13 protein-coding genes are annotated in these 12,908 nt (G+C 54.0%); 7 read left to right on the top strand and 6 right to left on the bottom strand.

Annotated elements, in window-relative coordinates:
* From HRQ87_RS06495 to HRQ87_RS06485, 3 genes are read left to right on the top strand one after another with little or no spacing between them, the layout of a single operon-like run.
* On the top strand, positions 1-1,563 hold the full coding sequence (locus tag HRQ87_RS06495) for an ABC transporter ATP-binding protein (protein ID WP_174136500.1): 1,563 nt from the start codon (positions 1-3) through the stop codon (positions 1,561-1,563).
* Positions 1,563-2,684: an ABC transporter permease gene (locus tag HRQ87_RS06490; protein ID WP_174136498.1), complete on the top strand. Its 1,122-nt coding sequence runs from the start codon at positions 1,563-1,565 to the stop codon at positions 2,682-2,684. Before HRQ87_RS06495 ends, HRQ87_RS06490 begins: the two co-directional genes overlap by 1 nt.
* Before the next feature lie 3 nt (positions 2,685-2,687).
* Positions 2,688-3,809 (top strand): ABC transporter permease, encoded by a 1,122-nt coding sequence (locus HRQ87_RS06485; RefSeq protein ID WP_174136496.1) that lies wholly within the window; start codon positions 2,688-2,690, stop codon positions 3,807-3,809.
* Positions 3,810-3,875: 66 nt separating this feature from the next.
* Here the strand turns inward: HRQ87_RS06485 and HRQ87_RS06480 are convergent, their stop codons facing one another.
* Both HRQ87_RS06480 and HRQ87_RS06475 read right to left on the bottom strand, forming a co-directional pair.
* Positions 3,876-4,655: an anti-sigma factor gene (locus HRQ87_RS06480; RefSeq protein ID WP_174136494.1), complete on the bottom strand. Its 780-nt coding sequence runs from the start codon at positions 4,653-4,655 to the stop codon at positions 3,876-3,878.
* 5 nt (positions 4,656-4,660) lie between these two features.
* Entirely contained in the window at positions 4,661-5,200 is a 540-nt protein-coding gene (locus HRQ87_RS06475) for an RNA polymerase sigma factor (protein ID WP_343035155.1), read from the bottom strand.
* A 108-nt stretch (positions 5,201-5,308) separates the two neighbouring features.
* Here HRQ87_RS06475 and HRQ87_RS06470 point away from each other — a divergent pair, with 108 nt between their 5' ends.
* A complete protein-coding gene (locus HRQ87_RS06470; RefSeq protein ID WP_217430401.1) occupies positions 5,309-6,814 on the top strand; it encodes a S8 family serine peptidase in 1,506 nt (501 codons plus the stop codon).
* A 34-nt stretch (positions 6,815-6,848) separates the two neighbouring features.
* Here HRQ87_RS06470 and HRQ87_RS06465 read toward each other — a convergent pair whose 3' ends face one another.
* The 4 genes from HRQ87_RS06465 to HRQ87_RS06450 all read right to left on the bottom strand — a co-directional run bounded on the left by HRQ87_RS06465 (position 6,849) and on the right by HRQ87_RS06450 (position 10,554).
* On the bottom strand, positions 6,849-8,204 hold the full coding sequence (locus HRQ87_RS06465; protein WP_174136492.1) for a TrkH family potassium uptake protein: 1,356 nt from the start codon (positions 8,202-8,204) through the stop codon (positions 6,849-6,851).
* 4 nt (positions 8,205-8,208) lie between these two features.
* Positions 8,209-8,874, bottom strand: a complete 666-nt coding sequence (locus tag HRQ87_RS06460; protein ID WP_174136490.1) for a potassium channel family protein — start codon at positions 8,872-8,874, stop codon at positions 8,209-8,211.
* A gap of 92 nt (positions 8,875-8,966) precedes the next feature.
* Positions 8,967-9,335 carry a MerR family transcriptional regulator gene (locus tag HRQ87_RS06455; RefSeq protein WP_174136488.1) on the bottom strand — a complete coding sequence of 123 codons (369 nt, stop codon included), beginning with the start codon at positions 9,333-9,335 and terminating at the stop codon, positions 8,967-8,969.
* Positions 9,336-9,387: 52 nt separating this feature from the next.
* Positions 9,388-10,554, bottom strand: coding sequence for a putative manganese transporter (locus tag HRQ87_RS06450; RefSeq protein ID WP_246251834.1), 1,167 nt, complete (start codon positions 10,552-10,554; stop codon positions 9,388-9,390).
* Positions 10,555-10,663: 109 nt separating this feature from the next.
* Here HRQ87_RS06450 and HRQ87_RS06445 point away from each other — a divergent pair, with 109 nt between their 5' ends.
* Genes HRQ87_RS06445 through HRQ87_RS06435 form a run of 3 tightly spaced genes read left to right on the top strand, consistent with a single transcriptional unit; the run spans position 10,664 to position 12,898 of the window.
* The gene (locus HRQ87_RS06445; RefSeq protein ID WP_174136486.1) at positions 10,664-11,086 is read left to right on the top strand and encodes a PaaI family thioesterase; all 423 of its coding nucleotides are present in this window, start codon (positions 10,664-10,666) and stop codon (positions 11,084-11,086) included.
* Positions 11,083-11,592 (top strand): PaaI family thioesterase, encoded by a 510-nt coding sequence (locus tag HRQ87_RS06440; protein ID WP_174136484.1) that lies wholly within the window; start codon positions 11,083-11,085, stop codon positions 11,590-11,592. The genes HRQ87_RS06445 and HRQ87_RS06440 overlap by 4 nt, the downstream gene beginning before the upstream one ends.
* On the top strand, positions 11,585-12,898 hold the full coding sequence (locus HRQ87_RS06435) for an MATE family efflux transporter (RefSeq protein WP_174136482.1): 1,314 nt from the start codon (positions 11,585-11,587) through the stop codon (positions 12,896-12,898). The genes HRQ87_RS06440 and HRQ87_RS06435 overlap by 8 nt, the downstream gene beginning before the upstream one ends.
* Positions 12,899-12,908 lie beyond the last annotated feature (10 nt).

The following is a 12,908-nucleotide window of genomic DNA, read 5'->3' as shown; positions in this document are numbered from 1 at the left end:
ATGGCAAATCCGGAAACAAAGGGGCGGCCTGACGGGGCCGTTCCTTCAATTGAACTGCGCGGTATTTCGAAATCCTTTGGGCCTGTGCAGGCTAACAAGGATATCACCCTGCGTGTTATGCCCGGCACCATTCATGGCATTATCGGTGAAAATGGCGCTGGCAAATCGACCCTGATGTCGATTCTTTATGGATTTTACAAAGCGGACGCCGGCGAGATTATCATCAACCGCAAACCCACCACGATCCCCGATAGCCAGGCCGCCATCGCCGCAGGCATCGGCATGGTCTTCCAACATTTCAAATTGGTCGAAAATTTCAGCGTTCTTGAAAACGTGATCCTTGGGGCAGAAGATGGCGGACTATTGCGGCCATCGCTGGCCAAGGCCCGTAAATTGCTAGGTGAATTGTCTAAAGAATATGAACTGAACGTTGATCCTGATGCCTTGATCGAAGATATCGGCGTGGGCATGCAGCAGCGTGTTGAAATTCTGAAAGCGCTGTATCGTCATGCTGATATCCTGATTTTGGACGAACCCACCGGCGTGCTGACACCGTCCGAGGCCGACCACCTGTTTCGCATCCTGAACGGCCTGAAAGACGAAGGCAAAACCATCATCCTGATCACCCATAAACTGCGCGAAATCATGGATATCACCGACACCGTCAGCGTCATGCGACGCGGCGAAATGACCGCCACCGTCAAAACGTCCGAAACCAGCCCCGAACAACTGGCGGAACTGATGGTGGGCCGCAAAGTCTTGCTGCGGGTGGAAAAACGCCCTGCCCAGCCCGGTGCAAAAGTGCTTGAAGTTGAAAACCTGCGTGTCATTGACGAAAAAAAAGTCGAACGGCTCAAAGGCGTGTCATTCAATGTGCAGGCTGGCGAAATTCTGGGCATTGCAGGTGTTTCGGGAAACGGGCAATCTGAACTTCTGGAAGTTCTGGGCGGCTATCAGTCCGCAACCGGCACCGTGCGTGTCAACGGGCAGGATATCGACCTGACGGGTCGCTTTTCCGATGGCCAGTCGCGCCGCGCCAGGGGCATCGCCCACGTTCCCGAAGACCGCCAGCGCGAAGGCCTGATCATGGATTTCACGGCCTGGGAAAATACCGCATTCGGCTATCATAATGATCCGAAATACAGCAAAGGCTTGTTGATGGACAACGACGCCTTGCGACGCGATACCGAAGAGAAAATGCAGCGTTTTGATGTGCGACCCCCCAATTGCTGGCAGCCTGCCAAAAGCTTTTCTGGTGGAAATCAGCAGAAAATTGTTCTGGCGCGCGAGATTGAGCGCAACCCGGATCTTTTGCTGATCGGCCAGCCAACCCGCGGCGTAGATATCGGCGCGATTGAATTTATCCACCAACAAATCGTCGCCTTGCGCGATCAAGGCAAAGCCATCGTTCTTGTCAGCGTCGAGCTGGAAGAAATCCTGTCGCTCAGCGACCGGATCATCGTCATGTTCGACGGCCAAATCATGGGTGAACGTCTGCCCGATCAGACCAATGAACAGGAACTTGGCCTTCTGATGGCGGGCATGAAAGGACAGGCCGCCTGATGGATGCAATGCCAAAATGGGCCGAAGTTATTTTGATCCCTCTGATCAGTCTGATATTGGCGTTTTTCCTGTCTGGCCTGGTCATTCTAGCCATCGGTGAAAATCCGATCCGTGCATTACAGATCATGATTTCAGGTGCGCTTGGGTCAACTTATGGCTGGGGCTACACGCTGTATTACGCCACGAATTTCATCTTTACAGGGCTGGCCGTTGCCGTCGCGTTTCAGGCGCGTCTGTTCAATATCGGCGGCGAAGGCCAGGCGGCCCTTGGTGGTCTTGGTGTGGCGCTGATCTGCCTTTATATTCCCTTTCCTCATTGGACGATGGCCTTGCCCGCAGCCATATTGGGGGCTGCAATTTTCGGAGCATTCTGGGCAATGATCCCCGGCTATCTGCAGGCCCGGTTAGGCGTGCATGTGGTGATCACTACGATCATGTTCAATTTTATCGGCGCATCTATCCTAAACTATCTTTTGGTTGATATTCTACGCCCGCCCACCTCAATGAACCCCGCCACTGCCCGGTTTCCTGACGCCACCAATCTGCCCAGCCTGCACGACGTTCTGTCGGTCGTCGGCATCCCGTTTTCCCGCGCGGCGCCGGCAAATATAAGTTTCTTCATCGCCATTCTGGCTTGTATCGTGATCTGGGTTCTGATCTGGCATACGCGCCTTGGCTATCAGATCCGTGCATTTGGCCAATCTGAATCAGCCGCCAAATACGCAGGTATTTCACCTGAAAAAATCATTATGGTCACGATGCTGATATCTGGCGGTCTGGCAGGCATGATGGCCATCAACAATGTTATGGGCGAAGCGGAACGGCTGGTTCAAAACGCTGTCGAAGGGGCGGGTTTCATCGGCATTGCCGTGGCCCTGATGGGCCGGTCCCATCCCATCGGCGTCTTTCTGGCCGCAATCCTATTTGGGTTCCTGTATCAGGGCGGGGCCGAATTATCGCTTGAAACATCGATCCCCAGCGATCTGATCGTTGTCATTCAGGCCCTTGTGATCCTGTTTACCGGCGCGCTGGACGATATGGTGCGCGCACCGCTGAAATCCATGTTCTTGATGTTCAGAAAACCCGAGGCCACCCCCAAAGCCCCCAAGCCAGCCGAGTAGCCCATGGATATCTTCATCACCATTCTACAAATTCTGGATTCCACACTGCGGCTTGCAACACCTTTGCTGCTGGCCTGTCTTGCGGGGCTTTTTTCAGAACGTGCGGGCATTTTCGATATCGGGCTCGAAGGCAAAATGCTGGCCGCAGCGTTTATGTCAGCCGCCATCGCATTTGTCACAGGTTCGGCCTGGATCGGCCTGGCCGCTGGTATCGGTGCATCGCTGGTCTTTTCCCTGATCCACGGGCTTGCCTCGATCACATTTCGCGGTAACCAACTGATTTCGGGCGTGGCGTTGAACATGCTGGCGCTTGGTCTGACAGTCTTGATTGCCCAGGGCTGGTTCAGTCAGGCAGGCCGTACGCCCACATTGATCGGGGATGCGCGTTTTACTTCACTGACGCTGCCATTCGCCGAAACTCTGTCCGTTATCCCGATCCTGGGCCCGATTTACAAAGAACTCATCTCGGGTCATTCAATCCTGGTTTATATCGCATTTTTAATGGTGCCGGTGACATGGTGGGTGCTGTACCGCACCCGTTTCGGCCTGCGCCTGCGTGCCGTGGGCGAAAACCCGGCCGCTGTGGATACTGCCGGCATTTCTGTCATCTGGCTGCGCTATGCCGCCGTGATGATCTGCGGCGTTCTGTGTGGGATCGCAGGCACGTATCTGTCAACCTCAATCCAAGCCGGTTTTACCGATAACATGACCGCAAATCGCGGCTATATCGCCCTGGCCGCGCTGATCTTCGCAAAATGGAGACCCTGGTACGCCCTTGGAGCTTGTCTTTTGTTCGGGTTCTTCTTCGCCATCGACAACCGGTTTCAGAACATCAGCCTTTACGCGTGGCTTGCTATCGCACTGCTGATCCTGATCGCGGCCCTTTTGTTCTTTGCCGCTCGCAAATCCAGGTTGGATATGTTCGTTTTAGGCACACTTGGCACCATCTCAGCCGCCATCGCCATCCTGATCTGGACAACAAATGGCTTGGCAGGATCCGTGGTCATTCCGGGACAACTGATGCAATCCCTGCCCTATGTCCTGACAGTTGTTATTTTGGCCGGGTTTGTGGGTAAAGCGACCCCACCCAAAGCAGGCGGTGAACCTTATATAAAAGAACGCTGACCGCCGCGGGGCACCCACTGCACGCAGTGCCAGAAGACGCGCGCGCAAGCGCTCAATTTGGTCAAACTACCTGATTGCCGCCAAGGCTGCGGCTTCTGCCTCGGGTGACATTGGCAGCTGCGCCCCAGTTGAACTTAAATAGGCATCCAGCGTTTCCAAAGATGACGCGGGCGCATATCCGCTGTCATCTGCGGCAGTCGCAGTAACTGCAAACTGTACATCCCAGACCCCACCTTCGTGGCAAACAACAGACACCACCGTTTTACCTGATGCTTGATCATACTCAAACTCGCGACACAGCGATCCATCGCCATCCTGAAACGTGGAAATGACCGAAAAACGGTTACCGCTTTCAAAAGTGATATCAGTACCCGACGCCATGCGACCCAAAGCATCCATAATTTCAGGATCATCAAACGCAGCAACCTGCAAACCATTCTGTTGCGCCTGCTCTATTGGTTGCATGATCATCATGCCAGCACCCAGCCCAACCGCCAATGCAACAGCGGCGGCGGCAGGCAACTGCCAAAGCGGCCTGCGATCCGCATTTGCGGGCTGCGGTACATCCACAGGCATCTTTTGAACATTGCTGGGTTCGTCACCGGCACCTGCATGTTCCGCCTGCACTTTGCGAACATGTGCGACTAGATAATTAGGTACGCCATCGCCTAGATCACCGCCATAGGCTTCAGCCACAGCCTCTTTGCTGCCCGTGAACACAGCCAGCCTGTCAGACAGTGCGGCATCCTCAAGCAAGGCCATATCAATCAACGCCGCGCGGTCGTCAGGCAACTCTTTATCGGCATAGGCCATCAATTCTTCGTCGGTAAACATGGCATCGGCCATATCAGTTACTCCTGTTCACTATCAGATGAACGCGCGGGCGCCGCGTTTATTCCAAGCTTTTTCGCAATTGTAATCCGGGCGCGGGACAGTCGGCTCATCACTGTTCCAATCGGCGCATCCAAAATCTGCGCCGCTTCTTTATAGCTCATCTCTTCGACGCAGATCAGCATCATCACTTCGCGCTGATCATCAGGCAATTCCGCCATGGCCTGTTTCGCAGACTGCAACATCAGCGATGTCTCGACCGTCTGCGTCCCGTCTACCACGCGCGCATCAGCAGCGTCATCAATATCAATCTCGATCCCTTGGGTCTTTTTACGACGCACCATATCGATCCAGGCATTTCGCAAAATCCGGAACAGCCACGCGTCCAACCGCGTTGCCGGATCAAACTGATCACGCCCCCGAAACGCACGTTCAACCGTAATCTGCACCAGATCATCAGCCAGATCCGCTTGACGACACAGCGACAAGGCAAACCGACGCAGGTTCGGCAAAAAGGCAATGATATCATCGGCAAAGCTATCTGACATACTATCGCTCAATCCAATATTCCGGGGATAAGTCAACATTAAAACTTCATTAAAACTCTAGACTTGACCACCCCCCCTCTTATTCCTCTAAGCTATAGTTTCGTGTTGTTGGAGCATCAAATGCCTCGTTTTCTTCGTCACATCTGCCTTGCACTGGCCGTTCTGCTGATCAGCGGTTTGCTGTTGCAGACCATACGACCTGATCTTGCATTTGTACAAACAGCGTATGCTGACGATGATAGTGACGATGACGACAGTGACGATGGCGGGGGTGACGACGATGACGATGGCGACGATGATGATGATGATGATGACGATGGCGACGATGACGACGATGATGATGATGATGATGATGATGATGATGATGATGATGATGATCAGGAAGACGACGACGATGTCGAAGGCAACAGTAGAAATGATCGCAATATCAGAAACCAGCGCGGCACATCCAATGATGACAACGACGCAGCCACTCGTCCGGCGCCAACACGTCAACGTCTAAGAAATCGTCAGGTCCGCAATGCCGCCCCTGCCCCAAAGCAGGCCCGTAACGAAATTGTGGCCCTTGGTCTTCAGGCCGAAGATCTGACGGCATTATCTTTGCAAGGCTACACCATCATCGAAAGCCGTAACATCGATGTCGTGAATGGTCGATCTGTCCGCCTTCAGGTTCCTGCAAACACAACGCTTGAAACCGCCCGCGCACAAGTTCGCACGCTGAACAATACTGCCGTTGCTGACTTCAATCACTTTTACCGTACCGAACAGGATAACTGGAAATGCGATGGCTTTCATTGCAATCAGTTGACGATGATTGCCCTGAATACGCCCGCCCAAAGCCGCAGTATCTGCGGGGCAAACGCCACAATTGGTGTGATCGACACTTCGATTAATCCCGATCATGAAACCTTTATTGGTCAAAACCTGGAATTGATATCGGAAACGCCTGAAAATCTCACGCCATCCAGCGCCCAGCATGGCACAGCTGTCGCTGCGCTGCTGATCGGCAATCCCGAAAGCCGATCCCCAGGCATTTTGCCCGGTGCCAATTTGATTGCTGTCGATGCTTTTTACCGCGCAGGCCAAGACGAACGCAGTGATGTCTTCATGCTAATCGACGCGATGGAGCGTTTGGCAGACGAAGGTGTATCTGTGATCAACATGAGCCTTGCCGGTCCACCGAATGATCTGCTGGAAGAAATGGTTCAAAAGCTGACCGATGCCGGTATCGTCATTGTTGCGGCTGCTGGAAATGGCGGCCCACGCGCCGAACCCGCCTATCCCGGTGCCTATGATCAGGTCATCGCTGTGACCGCCGTAGACCGCAACAGCAACATCTATCGCCGGGCCGGACGTGGTGCACATATTGCCATGGCTGCACCCGGGGTCGAGGTTTGGACAGCCGCCTCAATCCGCGGCGCGCGCCCCAAAACCGGAACGTCTTTCGCAGCGCCTTTCGTCAGCGCAGCTGCCGCCGTTCTGAAAGCACAAAACCCCGAACTCACACCACAAGAAATCAGGGAAAAAATTACATTCAGCGCATTGGATCTGGGGGACGAAGGTCAAGACGAAATTTACGGTCACGGCTTGATACAACTAAACGCAATCTGCAACCTCGAAGACTAATCAAAATGGCATATCACCTTCGCCCGGCAGCACGTTAACCCAGATAAATCTGACCCTCGGGATAACGTACCCGGGGGATGCTGCGAGTTGCCAGAAAAAAGCCAAGCGTCAGTGGCCCGACACGGCCCAAAAACATCACAAAGATGATGATAAACTGGCCGACCGTCCCCAATTCCCCAGTGGCGCCCATGGACAGACCGACTGTGCCAAAGGCCGATGCCACTTCAAAGCCCAGCACCATAAAATCCTGATCTTCGACGACCAACAGCACAAACAAGGCCACGAAAACCAGAAACATGCTGACCATCGTCAGGGCCAAGACCTTCATTACTTCGTCTTTTTCGATACTGCGCCCGAATGCGTGTAATTGTGTGCGACGGCGAAAAAACGCAATCGTCGCCAGGATTAGCACGATAAATGTCGTCACCTTGATACCACCTGCCGTGGATGTACTGCCCCCACCGATCAGCATCAGCGATATCGTCATCAGCGTCGTTTCATCGCGCATCGCGCCAGTATCCAGCGTATTGAAACCTGCCGTACGCGGTGTCACGCCCTGAAACCATGCAGCCGTCAGCTTGCCCCAAAAGCCATCAATCGCACCAAGTGTTCCAGGGTTTGTCCATTCCAACACCGCAAAACTGGCCGTGCCCCAGATAATCAGCGACACAGTGCCCACGATCATCAGTTTGGTGTGCAAGCTAAGCGGTCGCCATGTACGATGTTTCATTATGTCGCCCACGACGACAAACCCAAGCCCGCTGACAATGAACATCATCGGGACCACAAAGTTGATCAATGGATGCGTCACCCATCCCGATAAACTGTCTGAAAACAGCGAAAATCCGGCATTGTTAAAGGCAGATATCGAATGAAACACGGACTGCCATATACCATTAGCCCAGCCAAACTGCGGCACAAAAACAATCGCCAAAAGTGCCGCACCAATAATTTCCACCACCAACGCAATCTTGAAAATACGCCGAACCAGCACACCCAGATTGGACAGCGACGTCTGGTTCAGATCCTCGCGCAGAATGATCCGCTGCGGCATGCCGATGGGGATGCCAAGTGCTGACAACAAAAGCACTGCAAAAGTCATCAGACCCAGCCCACCCATCTGGATCAGCACAGCGACGATGGCTTGTCCGGCAAAGGTAAAAGCCGACCCGGTATCAACCACGACCAGCCCGGTCACCGTCACAGCTGAGGTCGATGTAAAAAGTGCATCCATCCAGCCAACATCGCCATAATGCGAAAACGGCAGACGCAGTAATATCGTGCCGACACCGATCAGGATCGCGTACAGCGACGCCAACAAAGCGGGCGCAGGTAATCTGCTGATGGTTGCGACCAGAAAAAAACTGGCAGATTGTGCCCGACGCGACATGCGATCAGATGCTGTCTGTAAAGCGACGCAAATTGCTGCGTTCGCCTAGAATAAGCAGCCTGTCGCCTTCCTCCAAATCGCAGCTGGCATAATCGCTGCCTTTGTATTCACTGCCCTTCATGACGCCAACGCAGCGCAATTCAAATTTGGCGTGCAGGTCAAGCTGGTCCAAGGATTTCCCCGCAAGTCTTTCGGGCACGACGATATTCACCACATGAAACCCATTTCCAAGACTGACGTAATCGCGAACCAGCGGATTGTGCAGCATCTGCGCAATATGCTGGCCCATTTCCTTTTCGGGGTGGATCACACGGTCAACACCAATTTTCGATAAAATGCGGTGATGCATCTTGCTGACAGCTTTAGCCCAGACTTCCTTGACGCCGGTCATCTTGACCGTGATCGCAGACACGATACTGCCTTCCAGATCCTGGCCCATCGCGATAATCACGACATCAAAATCGCCGATGCCCAGTTCCTTCAGCGCATCTTCGTCTTTACCATCGGCAATCACCGCCTGTGATAACGTATCAGCCAGTCGGTTGACCGCCTTTTCATCGCGGTCGATCCCAACGACATAATTTCCAAAACGTGCCAGTTCTTCGGCGACGGTTGTGCCAAAGGTGCCCAACCCAATAACTGCGAAATTCCGGGGTTTTAGTTTTGCCATGAAACCAATCTTTTAATCTATTTCGTGGAAATAAACCCGATACGGGGTCAGTTGGTTCCACACTTTCGCCAAAACATCTTGGCGTACCACGATCAGCCCAAGGATTTGATGGTGTCGTCGCGCAGCGATTGAAGCTCATCCATCGTTTCTTCCAGCTGCTTTTTCTGTTCTGTTAAATCCGCCAATTGACGGTCTGCAAGTTCGACAAAAGCACGCATTTGCGCGTCTGTGCCTTCTTTTTCATAGATCAAAAGCCACTGTCTGACGTCTTCCAGTGAAAAGCCCCAACGCCTACCTCGCAAGATCAGCGTCATGCGCGCAATTTCACGCGCGCCATAAAACCGCGACCGACCTTCGCGATCCGGTGTCAGCAATTCGATATATTCATAATACCGCAACGTACGCGGTGTTACGTCGAACTTTGCGCACATCTCTTTGAAATTAAGACGAGTTTCTGTCATTGGTCACTCCCATAGGAAAGATAACGTCAAATCTAACCTAGGGGCAAGTCAATCAATTCATGAAGCCGGGTGCGAGGAAAAAGAAACCATAAGCAACGATCAGTGCAGGTATCGCCGAATAGACCGTCGCGACGACCGCAGCCTTGGGATTAAGGGCAATCGCGGGGAACAGCGCATCGCCATCGTTGGAAATCGCGTTCCCGATCAGTGCCGCGAATGGAACCAATCCGTTGATATAAAGCGTCGTCACCAGGACCTGCGGGCCACATCCCGGGATAAATCCAATCAGGATCGCGATCAGTGGTAACAACATCGCAACGGATGAAAAAATCGTCTGTAAATCCAGCCCGCCAAAGACCACCAGATATTCATAGGCCAGAAAAGCACCAAGCACCCAAACAGTGATAAAGCTGGTTTCTTCTGTCATCCGCGCAATCGCGCCGTCTGCCGGGTTTGTTGTCGCTTTGACCGGTGAAACCGTCCAGATCAAAAGACCAATCGCAATCGCGGCCATCGCCATGATATGCACACCTGTGGATAGCGCCGCAGTCAGCTCGACCTGCGCCAAATCCATAATCCCAAAGACAATGCCCGGCAAAACCAGTGCTGCATAAAGATAATCGCGCTTGCGGGGCGTATTTCCGATAATCGGCGCGATATCGCCGGATTTTACAGCACTGCGCTGAAGATGTGTGTGATCAAATCGATCCACGATCCATCCTGTGATTACGCCGACAAACAGCGAAATCGGCAACAAAACTAACGCCGCATCCGGCCGCGTTGCAATCAGCAAAAACGCCGCATCACCCATCGTTGCCGTCAGCGCTGCCACAACGGCACCCATGCCGACATTGCCCGATGAATAGGCTGCAACGACAACCACAGCACCACCACATCCGGGCATCGCCCCCATCAGGGCTGCAGCCGGAACCTGGGCCCATTTTGCATTGCGCAAACTGGCCCCAATGTCGAATTTGAAAATCTTTTCAGCACCATAGAACAACAGCAGTGTGCCTGCGACAAACACAGTCACACCGATATAGGCATCATATAGCGTGCCTTGCGTCACCTCACCAAACTGCCCCGGCATTGCCGCGGCCATCATGATCAACAGCGTGAAAATCAGCCTATTGGTGCGCAGCGGGCCCAGCTTTTCCGGCAACCCAAAGATAGCCCGTGCAGGACTTGTCTTGGAAAGGGTATCGGGGGTCATTGCCATTTGTGCGTCAACTCTTGATATTGAGAATAGTTCTCAAATGCAGAAGATAGCACTTGAAGCCAGCTTTGCAAGGGCGAATAACAGTGCCAACAAATCAAAAGGCAGATCCATGATAGACAAACCGGAATTCGCAAAAGTGTTTATGGAGGCCGTTCCCCACAATAACGCCCTGGGCATGAAGCTGATTTCTGTCGGGGATGGCGTTGTCGAAACCGAAATGCCTTATGATGAACGCTTTATCGGTGACCCCAAAACCGGCGTGATCCATGGGGGTGTCGTCTATGCACTGATGGATGCCAGCAGCGGCACCGCCGTGATCGCACATAAATCAAACCCGGTCAGTACCGCCACGATTGATCTGCGCATTGATTACATGCGGTCAGCCACGCCCGGCCAAACGATCCGCGCCCGCGCAGAATGCTATCACGTCACGCGCACTGTGGCTTTTATCCGGGCAACGGCAACCGACGATGATCGCGATAACCCCGTCGCAACCGCAACCGGAACATTCACTGTGGAGCACGCAGAATGAACCGCAAAAAGCCTGAACCGATGCAGGTCGTCAAACAACGTCGCGATGGTGCACTGACCGCTTTGGCCGCCAGCATCCCCTATGCGCAATTTCTGGGTATCGAATTTGAACGCCGCGGCGATGAACTGACATCGACCCTGAAATATGACGACAAGCTGATCGGTAATCCGATGCTGCCTGCCCTGCATGGCGGCGCCACCGCAGCGTTTCTTGAGGTCACAGCCGTGATCGAACTTAGTTGGGCCAGCTTATGGACCGATATCGAAAATGGTACGATTGATGTTGACACCCTGGGGCCCGACACCCTGCCGCGCTTGCCGAAAACCATTGATTTCACAGTGGATTATCTGCGGTCCGGCCTGCCCCGCGATGCCTATGCCCGCGCGCGGGTGAACCGATCTGGTCGCCGCTATGCCAGTGTGCATGTCGAAGCGTGGCAAGACAATCGCAGCAAACTCTTCGCACAGGCCACCGGGCATTTCCTGATGCCCAGCCGCGATGGTTGATATATTGACCCACCGGCGCGTGCTGAAAATCGCGCTGCCCATTGTGCTGTCAAACGCCACGGTGCCCCTGTTAGGGGCAGTTGATACAGGCGTTGTCGGGCAATTGGGTCAGGCCGCCCCCATCGGCGCTGTCGGGATCGGCGCAATCATCCTGACGTCGATTTATTGGATTTTCGGCTTTCTGCGTATGGGTACCGTCGGGCTGACCAGCCAGGCCCTTGGCGCAGATGATCAGGCCGAAGTAGTGGCCCTTTTATCCCGCGCCCTGCTGATCGGCTTGGCCGCTGGCGCTGTCTTGATTGCGTTCCAGATCCCGATTTTCCATCAGGCGCTTTCGATCGCACCTGCCAGCGCCGAAGTCGAAACCCTGGCGCGCGATTATATGGGCATCCGTATCTTTTCCGCCCCCGCCGCTATTGCCATTTACGGCGTCACCGGCTGGCTGATCGCGCAGGAACGCACAGGCGGCGTTCTGGTATTGCAGGTGGGCATGAATGTGCTGAACATCGTGCTGAATTTCGTCTTTGTGCTGGGGTTCGATTGGGGCGTAGAAGGCGTGGCCTGGGCCACTTTCATCGCAGAATGGTCGGGGTTGGCGCTGGCCATTTGGCTGTGTCGCGGCGCATTTCTCGGAACCGCATGGCGCAACTGGGATCAGATCCTTGAGGCCCAGCGTCTGACACGCATGATGCTGGTCAACATCGACATCCTGATCCGGTCGGTTTTGCTGTTATCGATCTTTGTGTCCTTTACGTTTTGGGGATCGGATTTTGGCGATCTGGAACTGGCTGCTAACCAGATCCTGCTGCAATTTCTGCATATCACGGCCTATGCGCTGGATGGCTTTGCCTTTGCCGCCGAAACGCTTGTGGGGCGCGCCCTTGGGTCGCGCAACCGCCTGGCACTCAGGCGCGCGGCGGGCATGACATCGCTGTGGGGGCTCGGCATATGTGTCGGCATGGCCGCAATATTTTATATTGCAGGCGGGACGATCATCGACATCATGACCACCGCCGAACCTGTGCGCATACTGGCGCGGGATTATCTGATCTACATGGTGCTGGCCCCAATTTTAGGTGTCGCCGCATGGATGCTGGACGGCATCTTTATCGGTGCCACCCGCACCGCCGACATGCGTAATATGATGATCATCACGACCGTCATCTATTTCGCCAGCGCCATCGTGCTGACATCCTGGTACGGCAATCACGGGCTGTGGATCGCACTACTAATCAGCTTTATCGCCCGCGGCATCACGCTGGGCAGCCGCTATCCCGCTCTGGAACGTGATGTTGCCCACGTCTGATAGTTGTACA

It is taken from the genome of Parasulfitobacter algicola (assembly GCF_013315265.1).
In the GTDB taxonomy this organism is placed as follows: Bacteria; Pseudomonadota; Alphaproteobacteria; order Rhodobacterales; family Rhodobacteraceae; genus Parasulfitobacter; species Parasulfitobacter algicola.
Note: the sequence above shows the minus strand (reverse complement) of the source record. Positions and strands in the feature narration are given on the sequence as shown.

Excerpts from the sequence above, each read along its gene's own strand:
- HRQ87_RS06445 (WP_174136486.1), top strand. The coding sequence starts at position 10,664 with ATGATAGACAAACCGGAATTCGCAAAAGTGTTTATGGAGGCCGTTCCC.
- HRQ87_RS06440 (WP_174136484.1), top strand. The coding sequence starts at position 11,083 with ATGAACCGCAAAAAGCCTGAACCGATGCAGGTCGTCAAACAACGTCGC.
- HRQ87_RS06490 (WP_174136498.1), top strand. The coding sequence starts at position 1,563 with ATGGATGCAATGCCAAAATGGGCCGAAGTTATTTTGATCCCTCTGATC.
- HRQ87_RS06455 (WP_174136488.1), bottom strand. The coding sequence starts at position 9,335 with ATGACAGAAACTCGTCTTAATTTCAAAGAGATGTGCGCAAAGTTCGAC.
- HRQ87_RS06450 (WP_246251834.1), bottom strand. The coding sequence starts at position 10,554 with ATGGCAATGACCCCCGATACCCTTTCCAAGACAAGTCCTGCACGGGCT.
- HRQ87_RS06435 (WP_174136482.1), top strand. The coding sequence starts at position 11,585 with ATGGTTGATATATTGACCCACCGGCGCGTGCTGAAAATCGCGCTGCCC.
- HRQ87_RS06470 (WP_217430401.1), top strand. The coding sequence starts at position 5,309 with ATGCCTCGTTTTCTTCGTCACATCTGCCTTGCACTGGCCGTTCTGCTG.
- HRQ87_RS06480 (WP_174136494.1), bottom strand. The coding sequence starts at position 4,655 with ATGGCCGATGCCATGTTTACCGACGAAGAATTGATGGCCTATGCCGAT.
- HRQ87_RS06465 (WP_174136492.1), bottom strand. The coding sequence starts at position 8,204 with ATGTCGCGTCGGGCACAATCTGCCAGTTTTTTTCTGGTCGCAACCATC.
- HRQ87_RS06485 (WP_174136496.1), top strand. The coding sequence starts at position 2,688 with ATGGATATCTTCATCACCATTCTACAAATTCTGGATTCCACACTGCGG.
- HRQ87_RS06460 (WP_174136490.1), bottom strand. The coding sequence starts at position 8,874 with ATGGCAAAACTAAAACCCCGGAATTTCGCAGTTATTGGGTTGGGCACC.
- HRQ87_RS06495 (WP_174136500.1), top strand. The coding sequence starts at position 1 with ATGGCAAATCCGGAAACAAAGGGGCGGCCTGACGGGGCCGTTCCTTCA.